The sequence below is a fragment of the Flavobacteriaceae bacterium HL-DH10 genome, from assembly GCA_031826515.1.
GTDB lineage: Bacteria > Bacteroidota > Bacteroidia > Flavobacteriales > Flavobacteriaceae > Thalassobellus > Thalassobellus suaedae.
Map to the genome: position 1 here is coordinate 1,229,494 of CP134536.1, position 24,634 is coordinate 1,254,127.

Annotated in this window: 24 protein-coding genes; 13 read left to right on the forward strand and 11 right to left on the reverse strand. The window is 31.4% G+C overall.

The window, feature by feature from the left end:
* The first annotated feature begins 48 nt into the window (after positions 1–48).
* From RHP49_05445 to RHP49_05460, 4 genes are read left to right on the forward strand one after another with little or no spacing between them, the layout of a single operon-like run.
* On the forward strand, positions 49–1,071 hold the full coding sequence (locus RHP49_05445) for a LacI family DNA-binding transcriptional regulator (protein WNH13698.1): 1,023 nt from the start codon (positions 49–51) through the stop codon (positions 1,069–1,071).
* Positions 1,072–1,122: 51 nt separating this feature from the next.
* The gene (locus RHP49_05450) at positions 1,123–1,917 is read left to right on the forward strand and encodes an undecaprenyl-diphosphate phosphatase (GenBank protein WNH13699.1); all 795 of its coding nucleotides are present in this window, start codon (positions 1,123–1,125) and stop codon (positions 1,915–1,917) included.
* Between the two features lie 2 nt (positions 1,918–1,919).
* The gene (truB, locus tag RHP49_05455) at positions 1,920–2,612 is read left to right on the forward strand and encodes a tRNA pseudouridine(55) synthase TruB (GenBank protein WNH13700.1); all 693 of its coding nucleotides are present in this window, start codon (positions 1,920–1,922) and stop codon (positions 2,610–2,612) included.
* A gap of 51 nt (positions 2,613–2,663) precedes the next feature.
* Positions 2,664–3,380 carry a hypothetical protein gene (locus tag RHP49_05460; GenBank protein WNH13701.1) on the forward strand — a complete coding sequence of 239 codons (717 nt, stop codon included), beginning with the start codon at positions 2,664–2,666 and terminating at the stop codon, positions 3,378–3,380.
* Here the strand turns inward: RHP49_05460 and RHP49_05465 are convergent.
* Positions 3,364–3,981, reverse strand: a complete 618-nt coding sequence (locus RHP49_05465; protein WNH13702.1) for a thioredoxin family protein — start codon at positions 3,979–3,981, stop codon at positions 3,364–3,366. The two genes, RHP49_05460 and RHP49_05465, sit on opposite strands and share 17 nt — an antisense overlap.
* 103 nt (positions 3,982–4,084) lie before the next feature.
* Here RHP49_05465 and RHP49_05470 point away from each other — a divergent pair, with 103 nt between their 5' ends.
* Together RHP49_05470 and RHP49_05475 are read left to right on the forward strand one after the other, a co-directional pair.
* Positions 4,085–4,648 (forward strand): DNA-3-methyladenine glycosylase I, encoded by a 564-nt coding sequence (locus RHP49_05470; protein ID WNH13703.1) that lies wholly within the window; start codon positions 4,085–4,087, stop codon positions 4,646–4,648.
* A gap of 77 nt (positions 4,649–4,725) precedes the next feature.
* On the forward strand, positions 4,726–5,517 hold the full coding sequence (locus RHP49_05475) for a DUF1080 domain-containing protein (protein WNH13704.1): 792 nt from the start codon (positions 4,726–4,728) through the stop codon (positions 5,515–5,517).
* Here the strand turns inward: RHP49_05475 and RHP49_05480 are convergent, their stop codons facing one another.
* The 3 genes from RHP49_05480 to RHP49_05490 all read right to left on the reverse strand — a co-directional run bounded on the left by RHP49_05480 (position 5,518) and on the right by RHP49_05490 (position 7,505).
* The gene (locus RHP49_05480; protein ID WNH13705.1) at positions 5,518–6,303 is read right to left on the reverse strand and encodes a polysaccharide deacetylase family protein; all 786 of its coding nucleotides are present in this window, start codon (positions 6,301–6,303) and stop codon (positions 5,518–5,520) included. It abuts the gene before it with no gap.
* Positions 6,304–6,351: 48 nt separating this feature from the next.
* Positions 6,352–6,978: a leucyl/phenylalanyl-tRNA--protein transferase gene (aat, locus tag RHP49_05485; protein ID WNH13706.1), complete on the reverse strand. Its 627-nt coding sequence runs from the start codon at positions 6,976–6,978 to the stop codon at positions 6,352–6,354.
* 149 nt (positions 6,979–7,127) lie between these two features.
* Entirely contained in the window at positions 7,128–7,505 is a 378-nt protein-coding gene (locus tag RHP49_05490; GenBank protein ID WNH13707.1) for a DUF3127 domain-containing protein, read from the reverse strand.
* A gap of 130 nt (positions 7,506–7,635) precedes the next feature.
* Here RHP49_05490 and RHP49_05495 point away from each other — a divergent pair, with 130 nt between their 5' ends.
* A complete protein-coding gene (locus tag RHP49_05495) occupies positions 7,636–8,802 on the forward strand; it encodes a HAMP domain-containing sensor histidine kinase (GenBank protein ID WNH13708.1) in 1,167 nt (388 codons plus the stop codon).
* Positions 8,792–9,142, forward strand: a complete 351-nt coding sequence (locus tag RHP49_05500) for a hypothetical protein (protein ID WNH13709.1) — start codon at positions 8,792–8,794, stop codon at positions 9,140–9,142. Before RHP49_05495 ends, RHP49_05500 begins: the two co-directional genes overlap by 11 nt.
* On the opposite strand, the gene RHP49_05505 is transcribed toward RHP49_05500, so the two are convergent.
* On the reverse strand, positions 9,137–9,526 hold the full coding sequence (locus RHP49_05505) for an HIT family protein (protein ID WNH13710.1): 390 nt from the start codon (positions 9,524–9,526) through the stop codon (positions 9,137–9,139). The two genes, RHP49_05500 and RHP49_05505, sit on opposite strands and share 6 nt — an antisense overlap.
* A gap of 116 nt (positions 9,527–9,642) precedes the next feature.
* On the reverse strand, positions 9,643–10,116 hold the full coding sequence (greA, locus tag RHP49_05510; GenBank protein WNH13711.1) for a transcription elongation factor GreA: 474 nt from the start codon (positions 10,114–10,116) through the stop codon (positions 9,643–9,645).
* Positions 10,117–10,261: 145 nt separating this feature from the next.
* Between greA and RHP49_05515 the strand changes: the two genes are divergently transcribed.
* Complete coding sequence (locus tag RHP49_05515; protein ID WNH13712.1) at positions 10,262–10,699, forward strand: hypothetical protein; 438 nt, start codon at positions 10,262–10,264, stop codon at positions 10,697–10,699.
* Positions 10,700–10,751: 52 nt separating this feature from the next.
* Here RHP49_05515 and RHP49_05520 read toward each other — a convergent pair whose 3' ends face one another.
* From RHP49_05520 to pnuC, 5 genes are all read right to left on the reverse strand, one after another.
* Positions 10,752–12,902, reverse strand: coding sequence for a TonB-dependent receptor (locus tag RHP49_05520; GenBank protein WNH13713.1), 2,151 nt, complete (start codon positions 12,900–12,902; stop codon positions 10,752–10,754).
* A gap of 336 nt (positions 12,903–13,238) precedes the next feature.
* Positions 13,239–13,646, reverse strand: coding sequence for an alternative ribosome rescue aminoacyl-tRNA hydrolase ArfB (arfB, locus tag RHP49_05525; protein WNH13714.1), 408 nt, complete (start codon positions 13,644–13,646; stop codon positions 13,239–13,241).
* Positions 13,647–13,649: 3 nt separating this feature from the next.
* A complete protein-coding gene (locus RHP49_05530; GenBank protein ID WNH13715.1) occupies positions 13,650–15,197 on the reverse strand; it encodes a DUF4301 family protein in 1,548 nt (515 codons plus the stop codon).
* A 3-nt stretch (positions 15,198–15,200) separates the two neighbouring features.
* Complete coding sequence (locus RHP49_05535) at positions 15,201–15,764, reverse strand: ATP-binding protein (GenBank protein WNH13716.1); 564 nt, start codon at positions 15,762–15,764, stop codon at positions 15,201–15,203.
* The gene (gene pnuC / locus RHP49_05540; protein WNH13717.1) at positions 15,719–16,357 is read right to left on the reverse strand and encodes a nicotinamide riboside transporter PnuC; all 639 of its coding nucleotides are present in this window, start codon (positions 16,355–16,357) and stop codon (positions 15,719–15,721) included. The genes RHP49_05535 and pnuC overlap by 46 nt, the downstream gene beginning before the upstream one ends.
* A 527-nt stretch (positions 16,358–16,884) precedes the next feature.
* On the opposite strand from pnuC, the gene RHP49_05545 reads away from it, so the two are divergent.
* From RHP49_05545 to RHP49_05560, 4 genes are read left to right on the forward strand one after another with little or no spacing between them, the layout of a single operon-like run.
* Positions 16,885–20,001, forward strand: a complete 3,117-nt coding sequence (locus RHP49_05545) for a TonB-dependent receptor (GenBank protein WNH13718.1) — start codon at positions 16,885–16,887, stop codon at positions 19,999–20,001.
* Between the two features lie 11 nt (positions 20,002–20,012).
* Entirely contained in the window at positions 20,013–21,911 is a 1,899-nt protein-coding gene (locus RHP49_05550) for a RagB/SusD family nutrient uptake outer membrane protein (protein WNH13719.1), read from the forward strand.
* Positions 21,912–21,938: 27 nt separating this feature from the next.
* Positions 21,939–23,135, forward strand: coding sequence for a DUF4959 domain-containing protein (locus tag RHP49_05555; GenBank protein WNH13720.1), 1,197 nt, complete (start codon positions 21,939–21,941; stop codon positions 23,133–23,135).
* Between the two features lie 19 nt (positions 23,136–23,154).
* The gene (locus RHP49_05560; GenBank protein ID WNH13721.1) at positions 23,155–24,585 is read left to right on the forward strand and encodes a DUF4998 domain-containing protein; all 1,431 of its coding nucleotides are present in this window, start codon (positions 23,155–23,157) and stop codon (positions 24,583–24,585) included.
* Positions 24,586–24,634 lie beyond the last annotated feature (49 nt).

Sequence of the window (24,634 nt, forward strand, 5' to 3'; positions counted from 1 at the left end):
ACGTTTGCGGGAACGTTTGTCATTCTGTTTTTTAACAAAAAAAGTCCAATGAAAAAAGAAATTATTACTTTAAAAAAGTTAGCCGAAATACTTAATTTGTCTATTTCTACAGTTTCAAGAGCGCTTAATGACCATCCAGATATTAGTGAAACTACTAAAGAAAAAGTTAAAAAATTAGCTCATACTATGCACTACATTCCTAACCTTTTTGCTAAAGGATTTAGAAAACATAGAACAAATATTATAGGCGTTATAGTGCCTAACATTACGCATTATTTTACAACTACTATAGTTAGAGGTATTCTTGAAGAAGCATCAAAAAGAGGCTATCGCGTTATTATCTCAGAGTCCAATAACGATGTAAAAAAACAAACAGAAATGTTAGATACGATGATACAATTTGGCGTAGACGGTATTTTAGCATCACTAACCAAAATGACAAGAGATATAGATAAAATTTTACCAACCATAAATACGGTTCCATTTATTTTATTTGATAAAGTCTCAACTAAAATTCCCTGTACACAAATAACTATAAATGATGAAGAGGCCGCTTTTAATGCTGTTGAACATTTAATAAATATTGGCAAAAAGAGAATTGCCATAATTAAAGAAAGAGAATTTTCATATAATTCTGAAAAAAGATATGCTGGTTATTTAAGAGCCTTAAAAGAACACAATATTGAAGTAGATGAAAAAATAATTATAAGTGTTGATGATATTTCCTTACATCAAGGTAAAAGCATGACAAATTTATTGCTTAGTTTTAAAAAAAGACCCGACGCTATTTTTACTATAACAGATAGTGCAGCAATTGGGGTGATTAAAACATTAAATAAGTTTAACATTAAAATACCAGAAGACATTGCTGTAGTTGGCTTTAGTAATAACATAAACTCTACTATTATTGAACCTAAACTAACAACCATAGATCAACCTGGAGAAACTATAGGGAAAACATCTGTTAAATATTTAATAGAAGAAATAGAAAGTGTTACAGATAACATTACGAATAAAATGATAGAAATAAAAGGAAATCTTATAATTAGAGATTCTACCTTTAAAGCTTAAAATATTTGTTATAATTACACATTACTACCTCTATTTTAATATTTTTGCCGCATGGATATAATCGACTCTATAATCCTTGGCATTATTCAAGGACTTACCGAATTTTTACCTGTATCGTCAAGTGGCCATTTAGAATTAGGAAAAGCCATTCTTGGAGACAACTCTATTCCTGAAGAAAGTTTACTGTTTACAATCGTTTTGCATTTTGCAACAGCTTTAAGTACTATGGTTGTTTTTAGAAAGGATATTTTAAACCTTATTAAAGGCGCTCTAAAATTTAAATGGAACGAGGATTTACAATTCATTTCAAAAATTGCTATTTCAATGATTCCTGCGGCTATTATAGGATATTCTTTCGAATCAGAGTTTGCTGAATTATTTAGCAACAATATTAAATTAGTAGGCTTTATGCTTATTCTTACCGCTCTATTACTTTATCTAGCAGACAATGCTAAAGACACAAATAAAAAAGTATCCTTTAAAAATGCTTTTATTATTGGTATATCTCAGGCCATTGCTATGCTTCCTGGCATATCACGTTCTGGAGCAACTATTTCAACATCCGTATTATTAGGAAACGACAAAACTAAAGCGGCACGTTTTTCTTTTTTAATGGTAGTTCCCTTAATTTTCGGAAAAATAGCTAAAGATATTTTAAGTGGTGATTTGACTTACAATAGTGAAAACTTCACGTCTCTATCAATAGGATTCACGACCGCTTTTGTTGCTGGTTTATTTGCTTGTACATGGATGATATCTCTTGTTAAAAAGAGTAAGCTCTCTTACTTTGCAATCTATTGTGCTGTTGTTGGTATTATTGCTATTAGTTATTCTTTAATGAATTAAAAATGAAAACTGCCGAAGACTACCTTTCTGGACAAGTTCTATTAATTGACAAGCCCCTTAATTGGACGTCTTTTCAAGTCGTTAATAAATTGCGTTGGGAAATTCGTCAAGCTTTCAACATAAAAAAAATAAAAGTCGGTCACGCAGGTACTTTAGACCCTTTAGCAACTGGATTATTAGTTATTTGCACAGGCAAAATGACTAAGCAAATCGATACATTTCAAGGGCAGATAAAAGAATACACAGGCACTATTGTATTAGGAAGTACAACACCTTCTTATGATTTAGAAACCGAAGTTGACAACACCTTTCCTACTAGTCATATTACTGATGATTTAATTAAAGAAACCACCAAGCAGTTTATAGGAGACATTCAACAATTACCTCCTGTTTTTTCAGCATTAAAAAAAGACGGAAAACGTTTATATGAATATGCCAGAGCAGGTGAATCTGTTGAAATTAAAGCACGAACGGTTTCCATTTCAGAATTCGAAATCACAAAAATTGCCGGCATACATATCGACTTTAGAGTGGTTTGTAGTAAAGGCACTTACATACGCTCTCTAGCAAACGATTTTGGAAAAGCATTACATTCTGGAGGACATTTATCTGCATTACGCCGCACTAAAATTGGTGATTTTGATGTTAGCAACAGTACTTCTATAGAAAACTTTATCGCATCGCTTAAAGGCTAAGTTGTTTAGTTTTACGTATATTTATTAAACATTTGCTATAAACAAACCGATTTGAACCTAACAAATCAACATAAAGCCCTACTACTTACGTTTCTTATTTCTGGAACCGTAATACTTTCTGTTTTCAATTTAAGCTTAAAACAGCATGATGAAAATATTTCTGAAAGTTATTATGAAATGGAACCTGAAAAAGAGCTTACCGAAGAGGACGTTAAAATTATTGAAGCATTAGAAAAATTAAATGCTAGTAAAGCTGAAACCAACAAAGCATATAATGAAACTCAAGATAATAAGCACTTTGCACAAGCTTATAAACCCATTGCTCCACCAGAAGACTATGTTCCTAAACACAATAGCTCTGAGGAAAATAGAGACGCTTACACTAAAGCTTATGATGTTGCTGATACCCCTAAAGTAAACCAAGATGAACTTTCATCTTTTGATAAAGTAAATGACTTATTAAAAAAACAAAAAGAAGATGGATCTAACTCAAAAAGCACCATTAGTTTTTCATTAGTAAACAGAACAAAAATACATATCCCTATACCTATTTATCTTTGTGAAGTTGATGGTAAAATTGTTGTAAATATCACTGTAAATGACAAAGGAAGTGTTATAGATACCTATGTAAATACATCTTCAAATTCAACTAACGAATGTTTAATTGAGCATGCTTTAGATTATGCAAAAAAATCACAATTTAGTGTTGATGCATCAAAAAAATCACAAATAGGATCAATTACATTCTACTTTATTGGCAAACATTAGGCTCTAATTGACAAAGCATTTCGGTAACATCTTCTATAATGTTTTGCCCTTTATCATCATTATACCAATGTTGTAAATCTTCTTTAAATTCTGGTGTTAATTCACCATTTTCAGCCTTAAACCTATTTACATAGCTTGTTGCTTCACTTGGTCGTGGACCATAGGTAGTTAAAACATCTCCTGTTTCGTCATCAATCATAATTAATTTAGGTACAGAACGAGACCCATAAGTTAAAAAAGCATCCATTAACTCCAAGTTTTCGTCACGAATCACAATTTTCATATCAATATAATTGCTCAACTCTGCAATCTTATTAATTGCAGGTAACATATGTGCTGCATCGCCACACCAACTTTCAGTAATAACAAGCCAAGTAATATGATGACGAAATTCGTTAATCCTACGATTTGAAGCTTCAGATATTTTAATAGTTTTATCCCAACGCTTCATACGTTTATCATTAAGCTTTGTGTAATTTGCTAGCGCTTTTGTTTTTTCTTCTCCTGTATTTGACTTCTTATCCACTAAATGCTTAACTAATTCTCTGTAAGCTTGATATGATATACCTTTTTGCAAACTATTTTTTATAATTGCGCTCATAATATAATTCTTTTTGGTGACACAAAATTAGTATCTTGGTGTTCTATTTTAGCTGACTTTTGTCATGCTTTGTTTTTATACCTTACATTTTTAATAAAAAACCATGAAAAAACATAGATGCAGTTGGTGTGAAGGTGATGCTTTATATGAAGCCTATCATGACAAAGAATGGGGAGTTCCCGTTTATGATGATGCTACGCTTTTTGAATTTTTAATTTTAGAAACCTTTCAAGCAGGCTTAAGCTGGATAACCATACTTAGAAAGCGTGAAAATTTCAGAAAAGCTTTTGATGATTTTAATTATAAAAAAATAGCAACATACAAGCAAGATAAAATTGACGCTCTATTACAAGATGCTGGTATTATAAGAAACAAATTGAAAGTTAATGCAACTGTTAGTAATGCTCAAGCATTTATAAAAATTCAAGAAGAGTTTGGAAGTTTTAGCAATTATATTTGGGGTTTTGTTGATGGAAAGCCCATAAAAAATAACTGTAAAACCTTGCAGGATATTCCTGCTACAACAGAAATAAGTGATATTTTAAGTAAAGATTTAAAAAAACGCGGGTTTAAATTTGTGGGCTCCACGGTTGTCTATGCGCATATGCAAGCTACTGGAATGGTAAACGATCATGTGGCTGAATGCTATAGATATGAGGAAGTTTAGCTATTATTTTAAATACCTGTTTATATTATTGTGAAAAAGTCTAATTATTTCAGTTGTACTCATTCAAAAAATAAAAAATGAAAAACATATTTTACAACGGTTTGCTATGCATATTACTTTTATGCTATTTTCAATCGTGCAAGAAAAAAACGGAACAACTCAAAAGTGAAGAATCAACATCAATTTTAAAAAACGACACTAATTTTACATCAATATTTGATGGAAAAACGTTAAACAATTGGAAAGGTGACCCAACTTATTGGCGCGTTGAAAATGGATGTTTGGTAGGAGAAGTTACTCCTGAAACAATTTTAAAAAGAAACACTTTTATTATTTGGCAAGGCGACAAACCAGCTAATTTTGAATTAAAGCTGGAATATAAAATCTCTGCAACAGGCAATAGTGGCATCAATTATAGAAGTGAACTTATAACCGAAACTCCATTTGCACTTCGAGGTTACCAAGCAGATATTGATGGAAAAAACAGATATACTGGACAAAATTACGAAGAAAAAAAGAGGACGACTTTGGCTTATCGAGGCGAAAAAGTTATTCTTGAAAACAACAATAATATAGTTGATTTAAAATCAAATATAAAAAACAATTGTTGGCAAATTAGAGATGTTGTTGAATCTTTAGGGCAATCTGATTCGCTTAAGGTAAGCATAAAAAATAATGACTGGAACCAAGTTCATCTTATAATAAAAGGAAACAGACTAAAACATTATGTGAATGATATTTTGATGAGCGATGTTATTGATAACGACTCTATTAATCGAAATTTATCTGGATATTTAGGCGTACAAGTACATACTGGCCCCCCTATGAAAGTGGAATACCGAAATATTAAATTAAAAAACTTTAATTAATTATTTTTTCAAGACTTTTGTTAAATCTGGAACAATAGATTGTTTCGCTTTATTCACATTAATATAATCGTCCAAATCTTTTATTGAAATGACCTTAAAATTATGGTCAGTTAAATACTGAAGGTGTTCTTTAAATAATTCTGGTGGTGTATTAACCCAAGGATGTTCAATATCTGGCACGCCATGAATCGTTATAACCACAATACTCCCATTTTTAGCTTGATTAAAAGCATCAATAATCTCATCTTTATTATCCGCTTTCATTGCCCAACTTGGTATTAAAAAAGGGTGATCTTCTAATGGATTATAAGGTCTGTTTCCTCCCGCACGTGCATATTTATAACCCAATTGCTGAAGTATTTCTAATGCAGAAGCATTTAAATCGTAAGCTGGATAAGCAAAAGATTCTAATTTCTCAATAGCCATTGAATCGCATTTATACTCAATAGCTTTTACTTGTTCTATATATTGCTGATTTGTAATTTTATTAATTTTCGCGTGCGAAAGTGTATGATTTCCTACTTCAAACCCCATTTCTGAAAGCGCCTTAACCTGACCCCAAGTCATATATTTTGTACTATCCTTATAATTTGGAGGGAACTCACACATAAAAAAAGTGGCATTAAAATTATGCAGTTTTAATAAAGGCGCAACAACAGTATATTGGCTTGCACAACCATCATCAAACGTAAGCACAACTAATTTGTCTGGTATATCTTGCTTTAAAATTTGTGAATATCCAAAAAACGAAAAAGAAATCAGCAATACAATAATATATCTTTTCATGTATTTTTTCTAAATTAGATGTCTACAAGATAAAATATTTTTAAATTCTTACTTTAAATAGGTCAAAAAATTGTCTCGAGAAATATTTTCTGCACCAAGGCTTTCTAGATGATTGGTGTATACTTGGCAATCTATAAGTTTATAATTAGTGTTTTGAATAAAAGTAATAAAACCCACTTTACTTGCATTACTTTCTTTAGCAAACATACTTTCTCCACAAAACACACCATTTCCTAAATCGATTCCATAAAGTCCACCAACTAAAATATCATTTCGCCAAACCTCTACAGATTTTGCAAAACCTAACTCATGTAATTTCACATAAGCATCAATCATGTTATTGGTTATCCAAGTCCCCTCTTGCCCTTCCCGTTTAGCTATTGAGCATGCTGTTATAACTGTTTTAAAAGCTTTGTTAACCGTAACCGTATAGTTTGTTTTACGCAATACCTGTTTCATACTTTTCGACACTTTAAGCTTCTCTGGAAATAGCACAAAACGTGGGTTAGGTGACCACCACAAAATAGGCCCTTCGGAATCATACCAAGGAAAAACGCCTAATTTGTAGGCTAATAATAAACGCTCTACCGATAGATCGCCTCCAATAGCCAACAAGCCATCTTCATTAGCTTGAGACACCTCTGGGAAACATAAATCTTGTGTTAGTAAATGCATTAATTTTAATACTAAAGATAATTCTATAAACTAATAAACCTCAATATTTATTATAATATTGAGGTTTTAATTTTTCACCCTTCCGTATTTTAATACTTGGGAATCAAAATCTATCTTCCCTAAAAAAGTTAAGGAATAATTATTTGCTTTTAAAACGGTAAATCGTCGTGATCATCTTCTTTTAAATCTCCTGCAGGCTCAAAAGCATCTGCTGGTGGTACTGGTGGCATATTTCCTCCTGAAGCTTCAGCTTGTAAAGCTTCAATTCGCCAACCTTGTATAGAATTAAAATATTTAGTTTCTCCTTGTGGGTTTACCCATTCTCTACCACGTAAGTTGATACTAATTTTTACCTGTTGTCCTTCTTTGTAGCTGTTCAACAAATCTGTTTTATCTTGCACAAACTCCACCATAATATGTTGTGGATATTGTTCTTCTGTTGTTACTACAATTTCTCTTTTTCTAAACCCGTTACTCCCAAAAGTTTGAGTTTCGCCTACCATTTTTATTCTTCCTTGAACTTCCATGTATTACTATTTAAATCTATTATTTCACAAATGTAACTATTATGTTGTTTAACTAAAAACAGATTTACTAACAACTTGAACAATAATATTAACAGATTTACATTATATTACATGATTAATTAATTCAAACATGATTTTAACCAAAAATAGTAATGCCTTTAGATGGATCATAATAATAGCTTCATTTATTATTGTCTCGTTAATTTTATGGGAAACCTATAAATTTTTTCAGCATTTTAAAGATGAAGAACGCATTAAAATGGAAAATTGGTCGTTCGCTCAAAGTGATTTACTAAAAACAGATAACCTTAATGAAGACATGGGTAATTTACCTTTAAAGGTTATAACTAGTAATAAAACTACCCCAATGATTATGGTTAATGTAGATGGAAGCATTGATTTTAATAATATAAATAACAAGAAAATAAATGATTCCATTTATGTTAAAAAATTAATTTCAAAATTTGAAAAAGAAAACCGTCCTATTGAAGTTAAATTTGACGGCAAACTTTTCAGCACATTATACTACGGAAATTCGCCATTGTTAAACAAATTAATATACTACCCATTTGCTTTATTACTTATCATTATTCTTTTTATAGCGCTTATTTACTTTTTTTATAAGAGTTCAAAAAATGCCACTCAAAATAAGCTTTGGTCTGGTATGGCAAAAGAAACAGCGCATCAAATTGGCACACCTTTATCATCTTTAATTGGGTGGACCGAAATCTTAAAAACCGAACATGTAAATCCTGATTATATTACTGAAATTGAAAAAGATGTAGACCGGTTACAAACGATTACCGAACGTTTTAGTAAAATTGGTTCCATCCCTACTCTAGAGCCTTTAGATATTATTGAAGAAACTATAAACTCGTATGATTATTTAAAATCGAGATCTTCTAATCTTATAGAATTTAAAATAATAGTACCAGAAGGTAATATTTTTGTAAATCTTAATAAGCAATTATATAGTTGGACTATTGAAAACTTAGTAAAAAATGCTATTGATGCCATGAAAGGTCGTGGGAAACTTACCGTAGAAATTTCGCAACTGGAAAACAATATAAAAGTAAGTGTAACTGATACTGGAAAAGGAATTCAGAAAAAAGATTTTAATAGAATATTTGAACCAGGCTACACTACAAAAAAACGTGGCTGGGGTCTAGGCTTATCACTTACAAGACGTATAATTGAAGATTTTCATGATGGTAGAATAAAAGTTCTACAATCTGAAATAGACAAAGGAACCACAATACAAATTGTATTAAAACGCGCTATAGATTATGCAGGATAAACTCATTCTGATAAAAGAAGTTATTTTAAATAATAACTGCCCTGAATGTTATAGTAATAAAGGTTTAAATTTAAGCTTTAAACAACAATTTGTTGAAACTAAATTTCATAAATCAATTACTACCGAAATTAAACACGAGATTAAATGTCAAACTTGTGATACTATTATTTATCCTGTACAATGGACTGATGATATTGAGCGTGTTGTTGCCTATCAAAAAAGAGCATTTATACCTAAAAAAGCATCAACCTATTTAAAAAAAATGTCCTGGATTATTATTGGTATTGCACTCGCTATAATTATTACTACTGTATCGATTTTACTTTATACAAACTTATAATTGTGCTTTAATAGCATCTGCTGTGGATTTAAATTCTTCCACAGTTAGCGTTTCTTTTTTAATAAAACGTGCATCTTCCATGCTATGCAACGGAATTAAATGTACATGTGCATGAGGCACTTCTAAACCTATTACAGTAACCCCCACTCTATGACAAGGAATTGCTTTTTCAATAGCTAAAGCTATTTTTCTAGAAAAACTCATAAGGCCATTATAAGTAGCTTCATCCAGATCGAAAATTTTATCGACTTCATTTTTGGGAATACAAAGTGTATGTCCTTTACTATTAGGGTTTACATCTAAAAATGCTAAAAAATCATCGGTTTCAGCAATTTTATAACAAGGGATTTCGCCATTAACTATTTTAGTAAAAATTGAAGCCATAATAATTGAGAGTTTGAATAACTGTAAATATAAAAGATTCCTAATAATATTAATTAGGAATCTTAATTAGAATTTAATAATGTTTAAATAGATTCCTGCCTTCGCAGGAATGACAATTATCTAGAAATCTCGATAATATCAAATTTCATAACACCGTTTGGCACTTGAATTTCTGCAACATCGCCAACAGATTTACCCAACAAACCTTTACCAATAGGAGAATTAACAGAAATTTTTCCTGTTGCTAAATCTGCTTCACCATCAGCAACCAAAGTATAATTCATTTCCATACCATTGGTTTGGTTCTTTATTTTTACTTTAGACAATACCAGTATTTTAGAATTATCCATTTGAGATTCATCAATTACACGTGCTCCTGCTAAAGCATCTTCTAATTTAGAAATGCGCATTTCTAACATCCCTTGTGCTTCTTTGGCAGCATCATATTCGGCATTTTCACTTAAATCGCCTTTATCTCTTGCCTCAGCAATAGCTCTTGATGCTTTTACACGTTCTACATCTTTTAATTGCTTAAGTTCGGCTCTTAATTTTTTTAATCCCTCAGGTGTATAGTATGATACTTTACTCATAACTTCATCGTTTATTTAATAATAAAATGCTGAAACAAGTCCAGCATAAAAAAAATCCCGTATAAACGAGATTAATAACAAATATACAAAAATTTTAACTCAGTTTGCAATTTGTTGTAAATTGCAAATCAATTTTTTAAGTCTTATGAAATCTATTTTATTTCTACTTTCTCTTATTATTTTAACTTCGTGTAGTCGTAATGATATTATCAAATCTAATCCATACATACCTAATTATAGTTTTAACACAGGAATTTTAATAAATACTAATTTACCAGAATATAGTCAGCTAAAATTTTCAGGTAACCATGTTATTTTAAATAACTATGGTTTTAAAGGTGTTGTGCTTTATTATGTGGGTGGCGAGCAATATACAGCTTTTGAATTAACAGATCCCAATCATATCCCTAGCTCATGCTCTAAACTAAATGTTGAAGGTGTTATTGCTACTTGCGGTTGCGATGACGGTAATAGTTACGATATTTTAACAGGATCAATGCGAGAAGGCACAACTGGCGGCTATACTTTAAAGCCATACCGTGTTGAAGTTTCGGGAAATATTATACGCGTTTCTAATAATTAAAAAACCTCAGCATAAGTAAATGCTAAGGCTTTTTAAAATATATTATGATTTCTTAAAACTTTAAAGTAACGCCTACTAAAAAGTTTGTTGTTGCTTGCGGATAATAGCCCTGTACTTCAAAAGATGTACCTGGAGTACTCCAATTATCTAAATAAGTATAACCTCTATCGACATATTCTTTGTTAAATATATTATTTACTAATCCAGATAATACAATCGATTTAAAAACAGAGTTCGTTTTTATTTCATATACTATATTAAAATCACTCGTAAAATAACTAGCTAATTTTGAAGCTTCTGTATCTGTATTACTTAGATATTGTTCTCCTACATATTTAGACAATAAAGAAAATTGTAAATTATCTATTGGCTGGTACACAAATGCATTGCCTGCAACAACACTAGGTGAAAATGAAATAGTTGTATCTCCTAAATTATTAGTAGATCCATCTCTAGTTAAAACAAAATCTTTAATTTTATTCTCACTTAAAGTAATATTTGGACGTACACTAAGGTGTTTGTTTAATATAATATCGGCATCTATCTCTAAACCTAATCTATAACTTTTATCTACATTATCACGCAAAAACTCTCCAACATCATCTATATCTCCTGTTAAAACCAATTGATTTTTATAGTTCATATAATAAACATTCGTATTTAACTTCACGTTATCACTTTTAAATCGCCATCCGAATTCCAAATCGTTTAATTTCTCTGATTTTACATTATTATTACTTTGGAAATCATTCCTGTTTGGCTCTTTATTAGCTATAGCATACGACAAATAAAGACTGTTTTTTGTATTGAATTTAAATGTAGCTCCCAGTTTAGGGTTAAAAAAACTATAGTCTTCTTTTACCGCAATTGGATTTCTACTAGAAGTTAATCCAATTGTTTTATAATTCACAAAGCGCCCTTGTAAATCTAAATAGGCACTTAATTTATTGGTAACCTTTAAGGTTGCCTTAGAAAAAACACTTAAATCTTTTTTCTTTGCATCACTAAAATAGTAACGATCTCTAATATTTGCTGTTGGAGCAAATTCTTTAGCCCAAATAATTTCACCAAAATGATCTCCTGTATAATGGTTATAAGACAATCCAGAAACTATATTTATCTTTTCATCTTTATAAGTCACGTTTGCATTAGCCACATAAAACTTGTTATCTAACCAACGGCGTACAATTAAATTGGTTGCTGGGTTTCCATACCAATCTTCACCTGTCGCAATAACTAAATCATTATACTTAGAAACTGGACTATCTTCTTTAAACTGTTCGAAAAAACCTTGACCTTTTGTATAGTTTAAGCCAACATTTGTAGACCAATTATTATTTAAACGTTCATTCCAATGAAGTTGGTAGTGGTCTTGCTGATAATCGTCAACTTCATTTTCATAAGTATATGGATTTTGACGACGATCTTCTTTTAATTGCGTCGCGTCTAAACCATACCAAGCTTGATAAGTCTTTTCCTTACCTCCAAAAGTTATCGCTTTAATTAAAGTATTATTATCAATATAAGACGCCTGTAAAAAATATGATTTTAAATCTGTAGATGCTCTATCAACATAACCATCAGAAGAAATTTTAGATAAACGCCCTGCAATTTCTATATGATTATTAATCCTTCCTGTACTAAATTTAACATTATGTTTTCTAGTGTTATACGAGCCAATAGTATTTGAAATCTCACCAAATGCAGTCTCTGAAATGGCATCAGTTAAAATATTTAAACTGGCACCAAATGCTCCAGAACCATTTGTTGATGTTCCTACTCCACGTTGTAATTGTATGCTTTGTACAGATGAAGCAAAATCACCTAAATTCACCCAAAAAGAACCTTGGCTTTCTGCATCATTATACGGAATCCCATTAATTGTAACATTAACTCGTTCTGAATTAGAACCACGCACATTCATATAAGTATATCCAACTCCTGCACCAGCATCAGATGAAGTAACCACTGAAGGCAAATATTTAAGTAAAATAGGAATATCCTGTCCTAAATTACGCTTTTCTAATTGTTCTTTCGTTACGTTTGAATGTGTAATTGGAGAATCTGCGTTTACACGCACTGCACTAACTAAAACTTCATCTAGTTTTTCTGTTTTAGTTGAATCTTGTTGTACTTGATTTTGTTGTGCGGTTGCACCGACTGATAACACTAATAGTGTTAAAAAAAGAAATAAATTTTTCATACGATTATGATTTTATAATCGAATAAAAAGAGGTAATTATTCTTAGTTATTAATAAATTATTTTTTGAAGCAAAACGCTTCATTTTCCATGAGCTTAATCATATATCTAATTGACATGAATTAAAACTCGATTTCCTAAACAGCATTACCTGTTCTAGGTTCAGTGGGTATGATCTCAGCCTTTTGGGAGTTAAAAGTTAAAAGCTAAAAGTTAAAAGTTTATTAGACTGTTAACTGAAAACTGATGACTGCTAACTGAAAAAGCACCCCTTTTTTGAGAACGCTGCAAATGTACTAACGAATTGCTTATTATCAATTATTAATTGTCAATAATTTTCAATCTAAATTTGGTTTTCTTCTGTTTGCTTTTTTTTCAGATAGATTACGTTTATTTTTCAACCGTTTTCTAATGACTGATTTAGGAATTTTTGTTGAAATCCGCTTTTTAGGAATAATTAATCCAGTTCTTATTAGGTTTAAAAACCTATTAATTACAAGCTCTTTATTTTTATGCTGACTTCTACTTTCTCCACATTGTAAAATTAAAACACCTTCTTTTGTCAATCTATTTTCTAGCTTATAAAAAAGGCGTTGCTTTTGTTCTTCATTTAAAACTGAAGATTCTTTTAAATTAAAAATCAATTCTACTTTTGAAGCTACTTTATTAACATGCTGTCCTCCTGCTCCAGAACTTCTAATAGCTTTAAAGGTTAATTCTTTTAATAAGGCTTCGGTATTAAACATGTTTTACGCTTGATGCGGATCTTTAAGTAAATCGTTTACTGTTTTTACTGGATTAAATGTTTCTAGAGGCACCTCAACAAATATAGAATTCCAATAAGCCATACTACCATTCCATAACCCAGGAAGTTCTAATGCTTTAATATCAATACCATTTTGTGTTTTCATCGTTATAAAAGCAGCCTCAGGATCTACAAAGTCTAAAAGATTAAATTTCTCGCCTTTATAATTTTTAACACCACAAACTAAATCTGTTGGATTAAAATGAGTGGCATTTTTAACGATATCTTCTTGTGCTTTATTTTCAATATCTATTTGAGCAAATTCAACGATTTGTAATGATATATTTCCATTTTCATCTTTTACCCAAAATGGACCTCCACCAGGCTCCCCTTCATTTTTAACCATACCGCAAACACGAATAGGTCTGTTTAGCTTATCTTTTAAATAATTTCTTTTTACTTCGGAAGTAAAATCATCAAACTCTGAATCAATTGAAACATTTAATTTTTGAGATAAAAACATGGCTATTTCGATCATGTCGTTTTCAGAAACCAAGTCACCATCCAACTGATTTAAAAACGTAAAAGCTTTTTCTTGAACTTCTAAAAGAACACCTGCTAGTAATTTTTTGTATTCTGAAACTTTAATATTTGTATTAGCAACAACAATATTATCTATGTTTTTTATAAAAACCAGATCGTTATTTAGCGTGTTTAAATTCTCTAATAAAGCGCCGTGACCAGCTGGTCTAAATAAAATAGAACCATCTTCATTCCTAAAAACCTCACTTTCATTTGTTAATGCTATAGTTTCCGTTGCTTGATTTTGATATGAATAGGATACGTTAAAAACTGTATTTGTTTTTTGTTCTAAATCGGTTTTAATTTTATTTAATTCTGAATTAAAATAATTATGATGTTGCTCAGAAACCGTAAAATGTAAATCGGCTTTATTATTAGAAGAAGCATACAATGTAGATTCAAATAAATGTTCGTAAAAAGCAGTTACTACTTGCTGTTCATATTTATGAAATGGCAGCAATCCTTTTGGTAAAAAACTATAATTCAAACCGTTTTCATTAAGCATGGTTTTTACAAATTCTAAATACTTTTCACCTGCTGCTAAACTTTCATAATTAGAATTCGATACTTTTACTTTAGAATTAACCTCATCATAAAAAGGGAATTTTTCTAAATTAGAAATAAAGGTTTTTATTAATGTATCATTTTGTCTTTTAGCATAATCTACTATAGTTTCATTTGAAGCATCAAAGTTTTTCAAAAACTGAAATAAAAATTTAAACATTCGTGTTGCTGCACCTGAAGCAGGCACAAACTTCACAATAGATAATGCATTTTGTTTCGCGTTATATAATTCAATAAAACCTTGAGTCTTACCCTCATTAAAACACTCAACACCTTTCCCTATAGTAGCTGCTTCAACTAAGTTAGAATAGGACATGCCATTTTTAATGCGACTTATTTGGGCATTCACTTGTGCTTGTGTTATCCCTTTATTTTGTATTTGTTGAATATCTTTTTCGGTAAACATTAATTATTTTTTTAAAAGTATATCAATATGTTTAATTGCTAATTCTAAACGTTCTTCCCTATTTCCTTTTAATAAAACATAAGGTCTTTTATTTACAACCAATGCCTCTTGAAAAGCTTTAAACATTTTTTCTCTGTGTTCTGACTTATCACGTAAATCATCTGCTTCCCAAGGCGTGTCAATATAGGTTAAAAAATATAAATCGTACGTATTTTCTAACGCATACTTTTCAAGAATAGGATCACAGCTTCCTAAATAATAAGCCTCAGAATAGACTTTGGTTTCTAATAAATCGGTGTCACAAATTAAAACCGTTTTTGTTTTTTGCGCCAATTTATTTTCAAGTTTTATTTGACCTTCTGCAATGGGTAACAAATCATCAACCTCGCAAGTTTTACGTTCGTTATTCCATTTATTCTGAAGATATTCACGTGCATACTCAGGCACCCATATAGAATTATAATGCCTAGCTAATTGCCTAGACAAGGTTGTTTTACCTGTAGATTCTGGTCCAAACAAAACTACTTTAATACAGTTTGTCGATTGCTGTTTATACTTTTCTTCCATGTTAAATAACCAAATATAGCTATTATTGTAAATCCTAAATATTGCAAACTTGTAAAAGTAAATCCTTTGTAAAAATATAATGGAACCGAAATTAAATCACCTACAATCCAAAATATCCAATTCTCTAATTTTCTCCTTGCCATAAGCCACATACCAACAAAAAATATAGCGGTAGTAAGCGTATCAACATAAGCAACCCAACTTGTCCATTTGTCAAATGCATTGTAAACTAAGTAAACAAAAAGCAGTGTTACTAAAAATATAGTTGCACCTAATTTTTTTTCGTTAAACGTTGTTTTCGAAATTGGAGTCACATGTGTTTCATCAACTTTTCGAGTCCAGATATACCAACCATAAAGACTCATAATAAAATAGTAGACATTAATCATCATATCTCCTAACAATTCCCATTTTAACAATAAGTAAACAAAAATAGCAGTACTAATGATTCCCGTTGGGAATACCAAAATGTTATTTTGTTTTGAATACCAAACAGATAAAAACCCAAATATTACAGCTATTATTTCAAGAACGATATCTAATGTTTCATAGGCTGTGTATTGCCCAAAGAGGAAGTCAAAAAGGGAGTTCATAGTTGTCTGGCAAAGGTGTTAATGTTAATTCTACTGATACTTTCATATATAACTCACTTCTTTTTATTAGCCCAAAAACGACATGTCATTCTTAAAATTAGCCCTAAATGTAATACCTTTTTTTTCAAGAGAGAAAAACACATCAACTTCTATATAAATAGTTTTAATCTGTAGATATGAAATGGATGATATTCCATTCATAATGTTAAAAACTATTCATAACAGCAAAAATTAAAGACTAGAATCTATCTTGTCGATACACTTTTCTATCTAATTAATCCTCAAGATTATATTTTATTTAACAAATTTAAAATATTGAAAATCAATTAATTATTGTCCTTACTATTTTATTTAAAAAACATAAATAACTAATAATCAGTATTTTAATTAAAAATATACGTTAAATAAAATATAAACTTGTTTTTTATAAATTTAAAAAAATCAGAATAGAGCAGGATAGAGCAGGATAGTCTTTTTAAATGTGAAATTTACATTTGATAACTAACTAACAACTAAATACATTTTTTATGAGAAACAAAATTACGATTTTGATTTGTATTGTGCTTTGTACATTATTTTCTGCACCAGTGCAAGCGCAAGAAAAAAAGGTCTCTGGGACAATTTTGGACACTGCGGGTCAGCCGTTACCTGGTGTTAACATTATTATTAAAGGAACTCAAAGAGGTACAAGTACTGATTTTGATGGAAATTTTTCTATCAGAGCAAATGAAGCAGATATTCTAGTAATATCTTACCTTGGTTTTGTAACCAAGGAAATTGCGGTTAAAGGTAAATCTACTATTAATGTATCACTAGATTCTGATACTAGTGATTTGGATGAAGTAGTATTGGTAAGTTTTGGTAAACAAAAAAAGAGTAGCGTTATTGCCTCTATTAGCACTATTAAACCATCTGAATTAAAAATTCCATCTAGTAATTTAACAACTGCTTTAGCAGGAAGAGTTGCTGGTTTAATTTCTTTCCAAAGAGGGGGCGAACCAGGAAGAGATGATGCGAGCTTCTTTGTGAGAGGCGTTACTACATTTGGATATGGTAATGGCCCTCTTATTTTAATTGATGGAGTCGAATTAACGGTTAGTGATCTTCGTAGAATTCACCCAGATGATATTGCTGCATTCTCTATTATGAAAGATGCATCGGCGACTGCCTTATATGGTGCACGTGGAGCAAATGGTGTTATTTATGTTACATTAAAAGAAGGTATTGAAGGTCCTGCTCGTTATTCTGGCAGAATAGAAGCGTCCTTTTCATCTCCAACAAGAAATATCGAATTAGCCGATCCTATTACTTATATGAGAATGGGCAATGAAGCTGTAAAAACAAGAGATCCTTTAGGATTATTAATTTATTCTCAAGAAAAAATAGCAAAAACAGCTGCTGGTATAGACCCTATTCTATATCCTACTACAGATTGGTATAGAGAGCTATTTAAAAATTACACACTAAATAAAAGAGCCAATTTTAACGTAAATGGTGGTGGTAAAGTAGCAAAATACTACGTAGCCATGTCTGCTACCCAAGATAATGGAATATTAGAAGTGCCAAAATTAAATGATTTTAACAATAACGTTAAGTTCACTCAGTTTAATCTTCGATCCAATACCAATATTGACTTAAGTAAAACATCTAAACTTAATGTTAAATTTAACCTTGCTTTTGATGAATATAGTGGACCAGTTACTCCAAGTGGTCAAAGTGGTGGTCAGTATGTGTATAATTTAGTAATGCGGTCTAATCCTGTTTTATTTAGACCTTTTTACGAACCAGATGCTGCAAATGAATTTACCAATCATATCCTTTTCGGAAATTATGCAGAAGACGACAACACTCCTAGTTACATAAACCCTTTCGCTGAAATGGCTAAAGGTTACCAAGAGGGTACCACCAATAAGTTGATAGGACAATTAGAATTTATTCAAAATTTAAAGTCTGTTACAGAAGGGCTTGAATTTAAAGGTGTTTTTGCTGCTACTAAAGAGTCTAGATATTCTATTAATAGAGCTTATAACCCTTATTATTATTCGCCATACCAAAACCCTGATACTGATGAAGTGATATTGATACCACTAAACGAAGAACAAGGGACAGAATATTTAGATTTCGCTGATGGCGAAAAGTATGTTTCATCTACAACCTATTTAGAATCTAGGCTTACCTATAATAAAACCCTCAATGAAACACATGATTTTACAGGACTGCTAGTATATACCTTAAACCACAGATTATTTTCTGTTACAGGGGGAACATTACAAGATGGATTAGCATTCAGAAATATGGGGCTAGCTGGTCGTTTTACATATGGATATGACAATCGTTATTTTGGTGAATTTAACTTTGGCTATAATGGCTCTGAAAGATTTGCTAAAAATGAACGTTGGGGTTACTTTCCTTCACTTGGTTTTGGATGGTTAGCGTCTAATGAAAAGTTTTTAGAAAACAATAATGCCATTACAAACTTAAAGTTTAAAGTTACTTACGGTTTGGTAGGTAATGATGCTATTGGAAGTAGATCCGACAGGTTTTTTTACTTGTCACAAGTTAATCTAAACGATGGCAACTATACATACCCTACAGGTGAAGCCTACGATTATAGAAACGGAGGCATTAGCATAGGTAGATATGCAAACGATCAAATAACTTGGGAAACGGCTAAAAAATTAAATTTAGGAATTGAGCTGGGTTTATTTAACGATTTAACATTTGAAGTCGATTTTTTTAGTGAAAAAAGAGAAGATATTTTAACAGATAGAATAATACCTTCTACATTAGGTTTGCAAGCAGGGGTGAGAGCCAATGTGGGTGAAGCTAAGAGTCAAGGTATTGATGGTTCATTAGTGTATAATAAAAGTTTTGATAGTGATTTTTGGCTACAGGCCAGAGCAAACTTTACCTATGCAACTAATGAAATTACTAAAATTGAAGAACCAGATTATTCTGAAACTCCTTGGTTATCTCGGGTAGGCCAACCAATTAACCAAGTATGGGGGCTTGTTGCCGAACGGTTATTTGTAGATCAAGCAGAGGTTAATAATTCACCAGAGCAAAGTTATGGAGAATATACTGGGGGAGATATCAAATATAAAGATATCAATGAAGATGGTAGAATTACAGAATTAGATAGAGTGCCAATAGGTAATCCTAGTGTACCAGAAATTGTATATGGTTTTGGGGTATCAGTTGGTTATAAAGGGTTTGATTTATCATGCTTTTTTCAAGGATCAGCAAATTCATCTTTTTGGGTAAATGCTTTAGCAACAGCTCCTTTTTATAATGGACAACAACTATTAAAAGTTTATGCAGATGATTATTGGTCTGAAACTAACAGAAATGTATTTGCAACATGGCCAAGACTTTCAAATTCAAGAATCCGTAATAACGATCAAACAAGTACATGGTTTATGCAAGATGGTGCCTTTTTAAGATTAAAGTCTGCTGAGATAGGATACAATTTACCTGATAGCTTTACTAAAAAATTAAAAATGGATAAAGTACGTTTGTATGCAAGTGGAACGAATCTATTTGTTTTAAGTAACTTTAAACTTTGGGATCCAGAGTTGGCAGGAAATGGCTTAAGTTACCCTAACCAAAAAGTACTAAATCTAGGTTTAAACGTTTCATTTTAAAAAGATAAACTATGAAAAAATATATATATTCATTAACAATAATTGTAGCATCTTTATTTTATACGTGTAGTGATTATTTGGATGTTGTGCCCGATAACGTAGCGACTATAGATAACGCGTTCACAGATAAATTTAATACAGAGAAATTTTTATACACCATATATGCCGCTCTACCAAGTGCAGGAGATGTATTCAACCCTGGACTAAATACGGCAGATGAAGTTTGGTATCCCAGAGAGCGAAATTGGAATATTGATATTCCAATGGGAAGACAAAATGTAACTACTCCTGAATTAGACAGGTGGGCAGGAACAGGAAAGAACAACCTCTACGTAGCAATAAACAACTGTAATATTTTCCTAAATAGAATTGAGGGCGTAAGAGATATGACTGACTCAGAAAAAGAATTATGGACTGCAGAGGTTAACTTTTTAAAAGCATATTATCATTTTTATTTAGTGCAAATGTACGGTCCTATCGTTATTAATGATGAAGAAATAATAGTTTCAGATTCTGCAGATAAGATTCTTCAAGTACGTAGTTCAATTGACGAATGCTTCACTTATATTATTGATTTGTTAGATAAAGCAATCGTAGATTTACCTCTTAACTTAAACTTTGAAGTTGAAGAATTGGGACGCGTCAACAAATTAATTGCAGCGTCTATAAAAGCGAAAGTTTTAATGACATATGCCAGCCCATTGTTTAATGGTAATAGCGTTTATACTAACTTTAAAAACAGTGAGGGAGAAGCCTTATTTCCAACTGCTTACGATCCAGAAAAATGGAATAAAGCCGTTATAGCTTGTAAAAAGGCTATAGATTTATCAGAAGAAGCAGGTATAAAATTATATCAAAAAGAAGATTATCAAAATGCATTTCAAGCAAATCTTTCAGATGAAACATTATTAACAGCAGCTTTAAGAGATAGAATTACTAAAGAGTGGAACAATGAACTCATTTGGGGCGATACTCAATTTGCAGCAAACGGAAGCACTTTGCATGGTAATTCGATGACTGTTTTATTTCCTCTAACAAGTCAATATAGACCAGCACAAACACATGCTGCAACAATGCGAATAGCTGAACTGTACTATAGCGAAAATGGAGTTCCTATTGATGAAGATGTATCGTTTGATTATGCTAATAGATTTAAAACTAGAACAGCATCAGAGGACGATAAGTTTCATGTAGAAGTAGGTGAGGAAACAGCAGTTCTAAATTTTAATAGAGAAACACGTTTTTATTCAGATTTATCTTTTGATAGATGTGTATGGTATGGTAATGGAAAACAAGGTGCTGAAGATGATGTATATTATATCCATAAAAGATCTGGTGAGTTTGCTGGACCTGTATCAAGGTCAGATTATAATATGACAGGTTATGCGCCTAAAAAGTTAATAGGAATGGATACCGAAATAGCTGGAGGAACACGTTTAGCTATAGTAAGATACCCTTTTCCTATAATCAGGCTAGCAGATTTGTATTTATATTATGCTGAGGCATTAAACGAATCTAAGACCGCTCCAGACAGTCAAGTTTACGAGTATATAGATTTGGTTCGCGACAGAGCAGGTCTTGAAGGTGTTGTTTCTAGTTGGTCAAACTACTCTAATGCACCTAATAAGCCATTAACTAAAGAAGGAATGAGAAAAATTATTCAGCAAGAAAGACTTATTGAATTCACATTCGAAGGTGGGCGCTTTTGGGATTTAAGGCGTTGGAAATTATTAAAAGATTATATGAATAAGCCAATAAAAGGATGGTCTGTTGAAGAAGAAGCGTTAGATGATTATTATACTCCAAGGGTAATATTTAGCCCAACTTTTTCTGAAAAGGATTATTTCTGGCCAATTCCAGAGAATGAGATAATTAATAACCCAAGATTAATTCAAAATTTAGGATGGTAGTTTATTATTAACATAAAACAAACGATTATGAAAAAAATATTTAAATTATTAATGTTAGCCCTTTTTTTCTCAGCTTATATAGCTTGTGATGAGTACGAGCACATGCCTGTTTCTTCTGATAGAGAAAAACCTTCTATAATAGAGAATATTCAATATTCTGCAATAAACGGAGGTGTAGATATTACATATGATATACCAAACGATAAAGATTTATTATATGTAAAAGCTGTTTATACAAATACCTTAGGTGAAGAATCTGAAGTAAAAACATCTATTTTCGATAATAAAATTCAAGTTTTAGGATTTGGGGACACTTCTGAAAAGAAAATCTCCTTATATGCCGTAGATAGGTCTAATAATGTTTCAGAACCAGTAAGCATAATGGTAACACCATTAGCATCTCCTTTATCTTTGATACAACCATCTTTGAGTATTATAGCAGATTATGGAGGCGCTCGTTTTACATGGGAAAACGAAACCAATACACCAATAGCTATAGAGTTAATGGTTAAAAATAACCGTGGAAAAATGGAAATTTTAGAAACGGTTTATACAGAAGCAAAATCTTCGCAACAAGCCTTAAGAGATTTAGAATCTGTACCTACATTATTTGCAGCACTTATTAAAGATAATTATGGTAATGTTTCAGATACCATTTTTGCGAATACTCCAGATAAATTATTAACACCTTTATTTGAAGAGAAATTAGATAAAAACTTATTCTTACCTGTTTACTTAGACAATGATGATAACTGGAATGCATGGGGGGATTATTTTGGTATTTTTGATGATAATCCTACAACTATGGGACATACAGGAGGTTCAGGTTTAGGTACAGGTACAAATATTTTTACGGTAGATTTAGGTGTTAACGTATCCTTAAGTAGAATTAGGCTTAATAGTAGGTTAAGAAAAACACAAGAAATATATGGTAGAGGCGCTCCTAAACAATATAAATTGTATGGTGCTAAAACATTACCAGGTACAGACGGTAATTTAGATGATTGGACATTTTTACGTACATGTGATACTTGGAAACCTTCAGGGTTACCATTAGGGTCTCTATCAGACGAAGATGTAATTCAATATACAGCTGGATTTGAATTTATTTTTGATCTGCCTGTAGAAATTCGTTATTTTAGAATAGTAGTTACTGAGACCTGGGATAATGCGGCTTTCTGTAATATTACAGAAATGAACGTATGGGGTAGTATCTTTGATTAAAAAATTAAAAATTTGAATTATGAAAAAAAATAAATATATTTTACTACTATTAATTATAGTAAACCTTTTTGCGCTATCATCTTGTACAGATACTTATGATTTACATCAAAAATATCTTGAAGATGGAGAAACTATATATACAAACAAGGTAGATTCTGTTGCTTCTCTTCCAGGAAATAACAGATTGAAACTTTCAGGTTATATTACAAATGCTTTTAATGTCGAAAAGATAGTTGTATATTGGAATAATGGCGAAAACAGCCAAACGTTTCCTTATACAAAATCAGAAAATTTCACAGACCCTTTAGACTTAGTTATTACTGGGCTAGATGAAAATTCATATCAATTTGATATTTTTTCAGTAGATGCAGATGGTAATAAATCTGTTAAAGTAACAGCTTTTGGAACTTCATTTGGAGAGATTTATAGATCAAACTTAGAATCTAGATTATTAAAATCCTATTATTACAAAAAAGATAGTGATGCTATAGTTAAATTTAATATTAAGAGCGATTTGACTCGAGATACTGAAGTGTCATTCACTAATTTAAGTGGAGAAGACGTTTCTGTAACACTAGGAGAAGATGACGAAGAAGTTATACTGGTTAACATAGATCCAACTAAAGAAGTCATGTACAGAACTAATTACGTACCAACACCTATGGATGATGAAACAGCAGAAGAAACATCTATAGACGAGTTTACCTCTGATTGGACATCATATACATTACCATCCACGTTAAAAACAATTGCAGAAAGTTTCATGTTCACACCTACTCTAGGTGGTTCTCAAGCCAATTGGACTAATGAAAATGGCCTTAATATAACCGTTGAGTTTAGAAAAAGTGTTGCTGGCTCTATAGTAAGTTCTAGTACAACTTCAAACGAAGTAGCAGGAACTTATGAAATTAGAGGCATGGAACCGGGACAGCAGGACATCGAAATAGTGGTTACAGATATTTATGGAAACTCTTATGCTACCACCTATTCTGCAAAACCAATTGAAGCCTATAATAGAGATTTATGGTCTGTTATAGATGTTTCTTCAGAAGAACCAAAGGAAAACACTTGGGGTAATGGTGGTGAAGGTATTCACGCTATAGACGAAAGTACTGCTACATTCTGGCACACACAATGGGATTTGGCACAACCAGATTACCCACACCATCTTACTATAGATATGGGAGAAAGCCTAACTATCTTAGCTTTTGAGGTTCTTGGTAGAACCAAAAACAATAATAAAGCTGCAGGAGAACATGAGTTCTGGGCAAGTTCAGACAACGCAACTTGGACTTTAATTGCTAGTTACACAGGTGAATTATCAACAAGTAAAATACTTATTGAAACAACAGAAACTACTGCACGCTATATTAGATATAATGCTGTTGCCCCAGGAAGTGGCGCTACAAATTATACTTTTTTAGCTGATTTAAGTATCTATGCAAAATAGAAAAACGCTATTTAAGTCACATAAAAAAGGGTTGATAAATCAACCCTTT

What these genes read in the sequence shown, in the direction of transcription:
- RHP49_05475 (WNH13704.1), top strand. Translation starts at nt 4,726, where the DNA reads ATGAAAAACATATTTTACAACGGTTTGCTATGCATATTACTTTTATGC.
- RHP49_05490 (WNH13707.1), bottom strand. Translation starts at nt 7,505, where the DNA reads ATGGAAGTTCAAGGAAGAATAAAAATGGTAGGCGAAACTCAAACTTTT.
- RHP49_05560 (WNH13721.1), top strand. Translation starts at nt 23,155, where the DNA reads ATGAAAAAAAATAAATATATTTTACTACTATTAATTATAGTAAACCTT.
- RHP49_05515 (WNH13712.1), top strand. Translation starts at nt 10,262, where the DNA reads ATGAAATCTATTTTATTTCTACTTTCTCTTATTATTTTAACTTCGTGT.
- greA (WNH13711.1), bottom strand. Translation starts at nt 10,116, where the DNA reads ATGAGTAAAGTATCATACTATACACCTGAGGGATTAAAAAAATTAAGA.
- RHP49_05550 (WNH13719.1), top strand. Translation starts at nt 20,013, where the DNA reads ATGAAAAAATATATATATTCATTAACAATAATTGTAGCATCTTTATTT.
- arfB (WNH13714.1), bottom strand. Translation starts at nt 13,646, where the DNA reads ATGTTTAATACCGAAGCCTTATTAAAAGAATTAACCTTTAAAGCTATT.
- RHP49_05505 (WNH13710.1), bottom strand. Translation starts at nt 9,526, where the DNA reads ATGGCTTCAATTTTTACTAAAATAGTTAATGGCGAAATCCCTTGTTAT.
- RHP49_05480 (WNH13705.1), bottom strand. Translation starts at nt 6,303, where the DNA reads ATGAAAAGATATATTATTGTATTGCTGATTTCTTTTTCGTTTTTTGGA.
- pnuC (WNH13717.1), bottom strand. Translation starts at nt 16,357, where the DNA reads ATGAACTCCCTTTTTGACTTCCTCTTTGGGCAATACACAGCCTATGAA.
- RHP49_05450 (WNH13699.1), top strand. Translation starts at nt 1,123, where the DNA reads ATGGATATAATCGACTCTATAATCCTTGGCATTATTCAAGGACTTACC.
- RHP49_05465 (WNH13702.1), bottom strand. Translation starts at nt 3,981, where the DNA reads ATGAGCGCAATTATAAAAAATAGTTTGCAAAAAGGTATATCATATCAA.
- RHP49_05555 (WNH13720.1), top strand. Translation starts at nt 21,939, where the DNA reads ATGAAAAAAATATTTAAATTATTAATGTTAGCCCTTTTTTTCTCAGCT.
- RHP49_05445 (WNH13698.1), top strand. Translation starts at nt 49, where the DNA reads ATGAAAAAAGAAATTATTACTTTAAAAAAGTTAGCCGAAATACTTAAT.
- RHP49_05545 (WNH13718.1), top strand. Translation starts at nt 16,885, where the DNA reads ATGAGAAACAAAATTACGATTTTGATTTGTATTGTGCTTTGTACATTA.
- RHP49_05500 (WNH13709.1), top strand. Translation starts at nt 8,792, where the DNA reads ATGCAGGATAAACTCATTCTGATAAAAGAAGTTATTTTAAATAATAAC.
- RHP49_05470 (WNH13703.1), top strand. Translation starts at nt 4,085, where the DNA reads ATGAAAAAACATAGATGCAGTTGGTGTGAAGGTGATGCTTTATATGAA.
- RHP49_05535 (WNH13716.1), bottom strand. Translation starts at nt 15,764, where the DNA reads ATGGAAGAAAAGTATAAACAGCAATCGACAAACTGTATTAAAGTAGTT.
- truB (WNH13700.1), top strand. Translation starts at nt 1,920, where the DNA reads ATGAAAACTGCCGAAGACTACCTTTCTGGACAAGTTCTATTAATTGAC.
- aat (WNH13706.1), bottom strand. Translation starts at nt 6,978, where the DNA reads ATGCATTTACTAACACAAGATTTATGTTTCCCAGAGGTGTCTCAAGCT.
- RHP49_05520 (WNH13713.1), bottom strand. Translation starts at nt 12,902, where the DNA reads ATGAAAAATTTATTTCTTTTTTTAACACTATTAGTGTTATCAGTCGGT.
- RHP49_05495 (WNH13708.1), top strand. Translation starts at nt 7,636, where the DNA reads ATGATTTTAACCAAAAATAGTAATGCCTTTAGATGGATCATAATAATA.
- RHP49_05530 (WNH13715.1), bottom strand. Translation starts at nt 15,197, where the DNA reads ATGTTTACCGAAAAAGATATTCAACAAATACAAAATAAAGGGATAACA.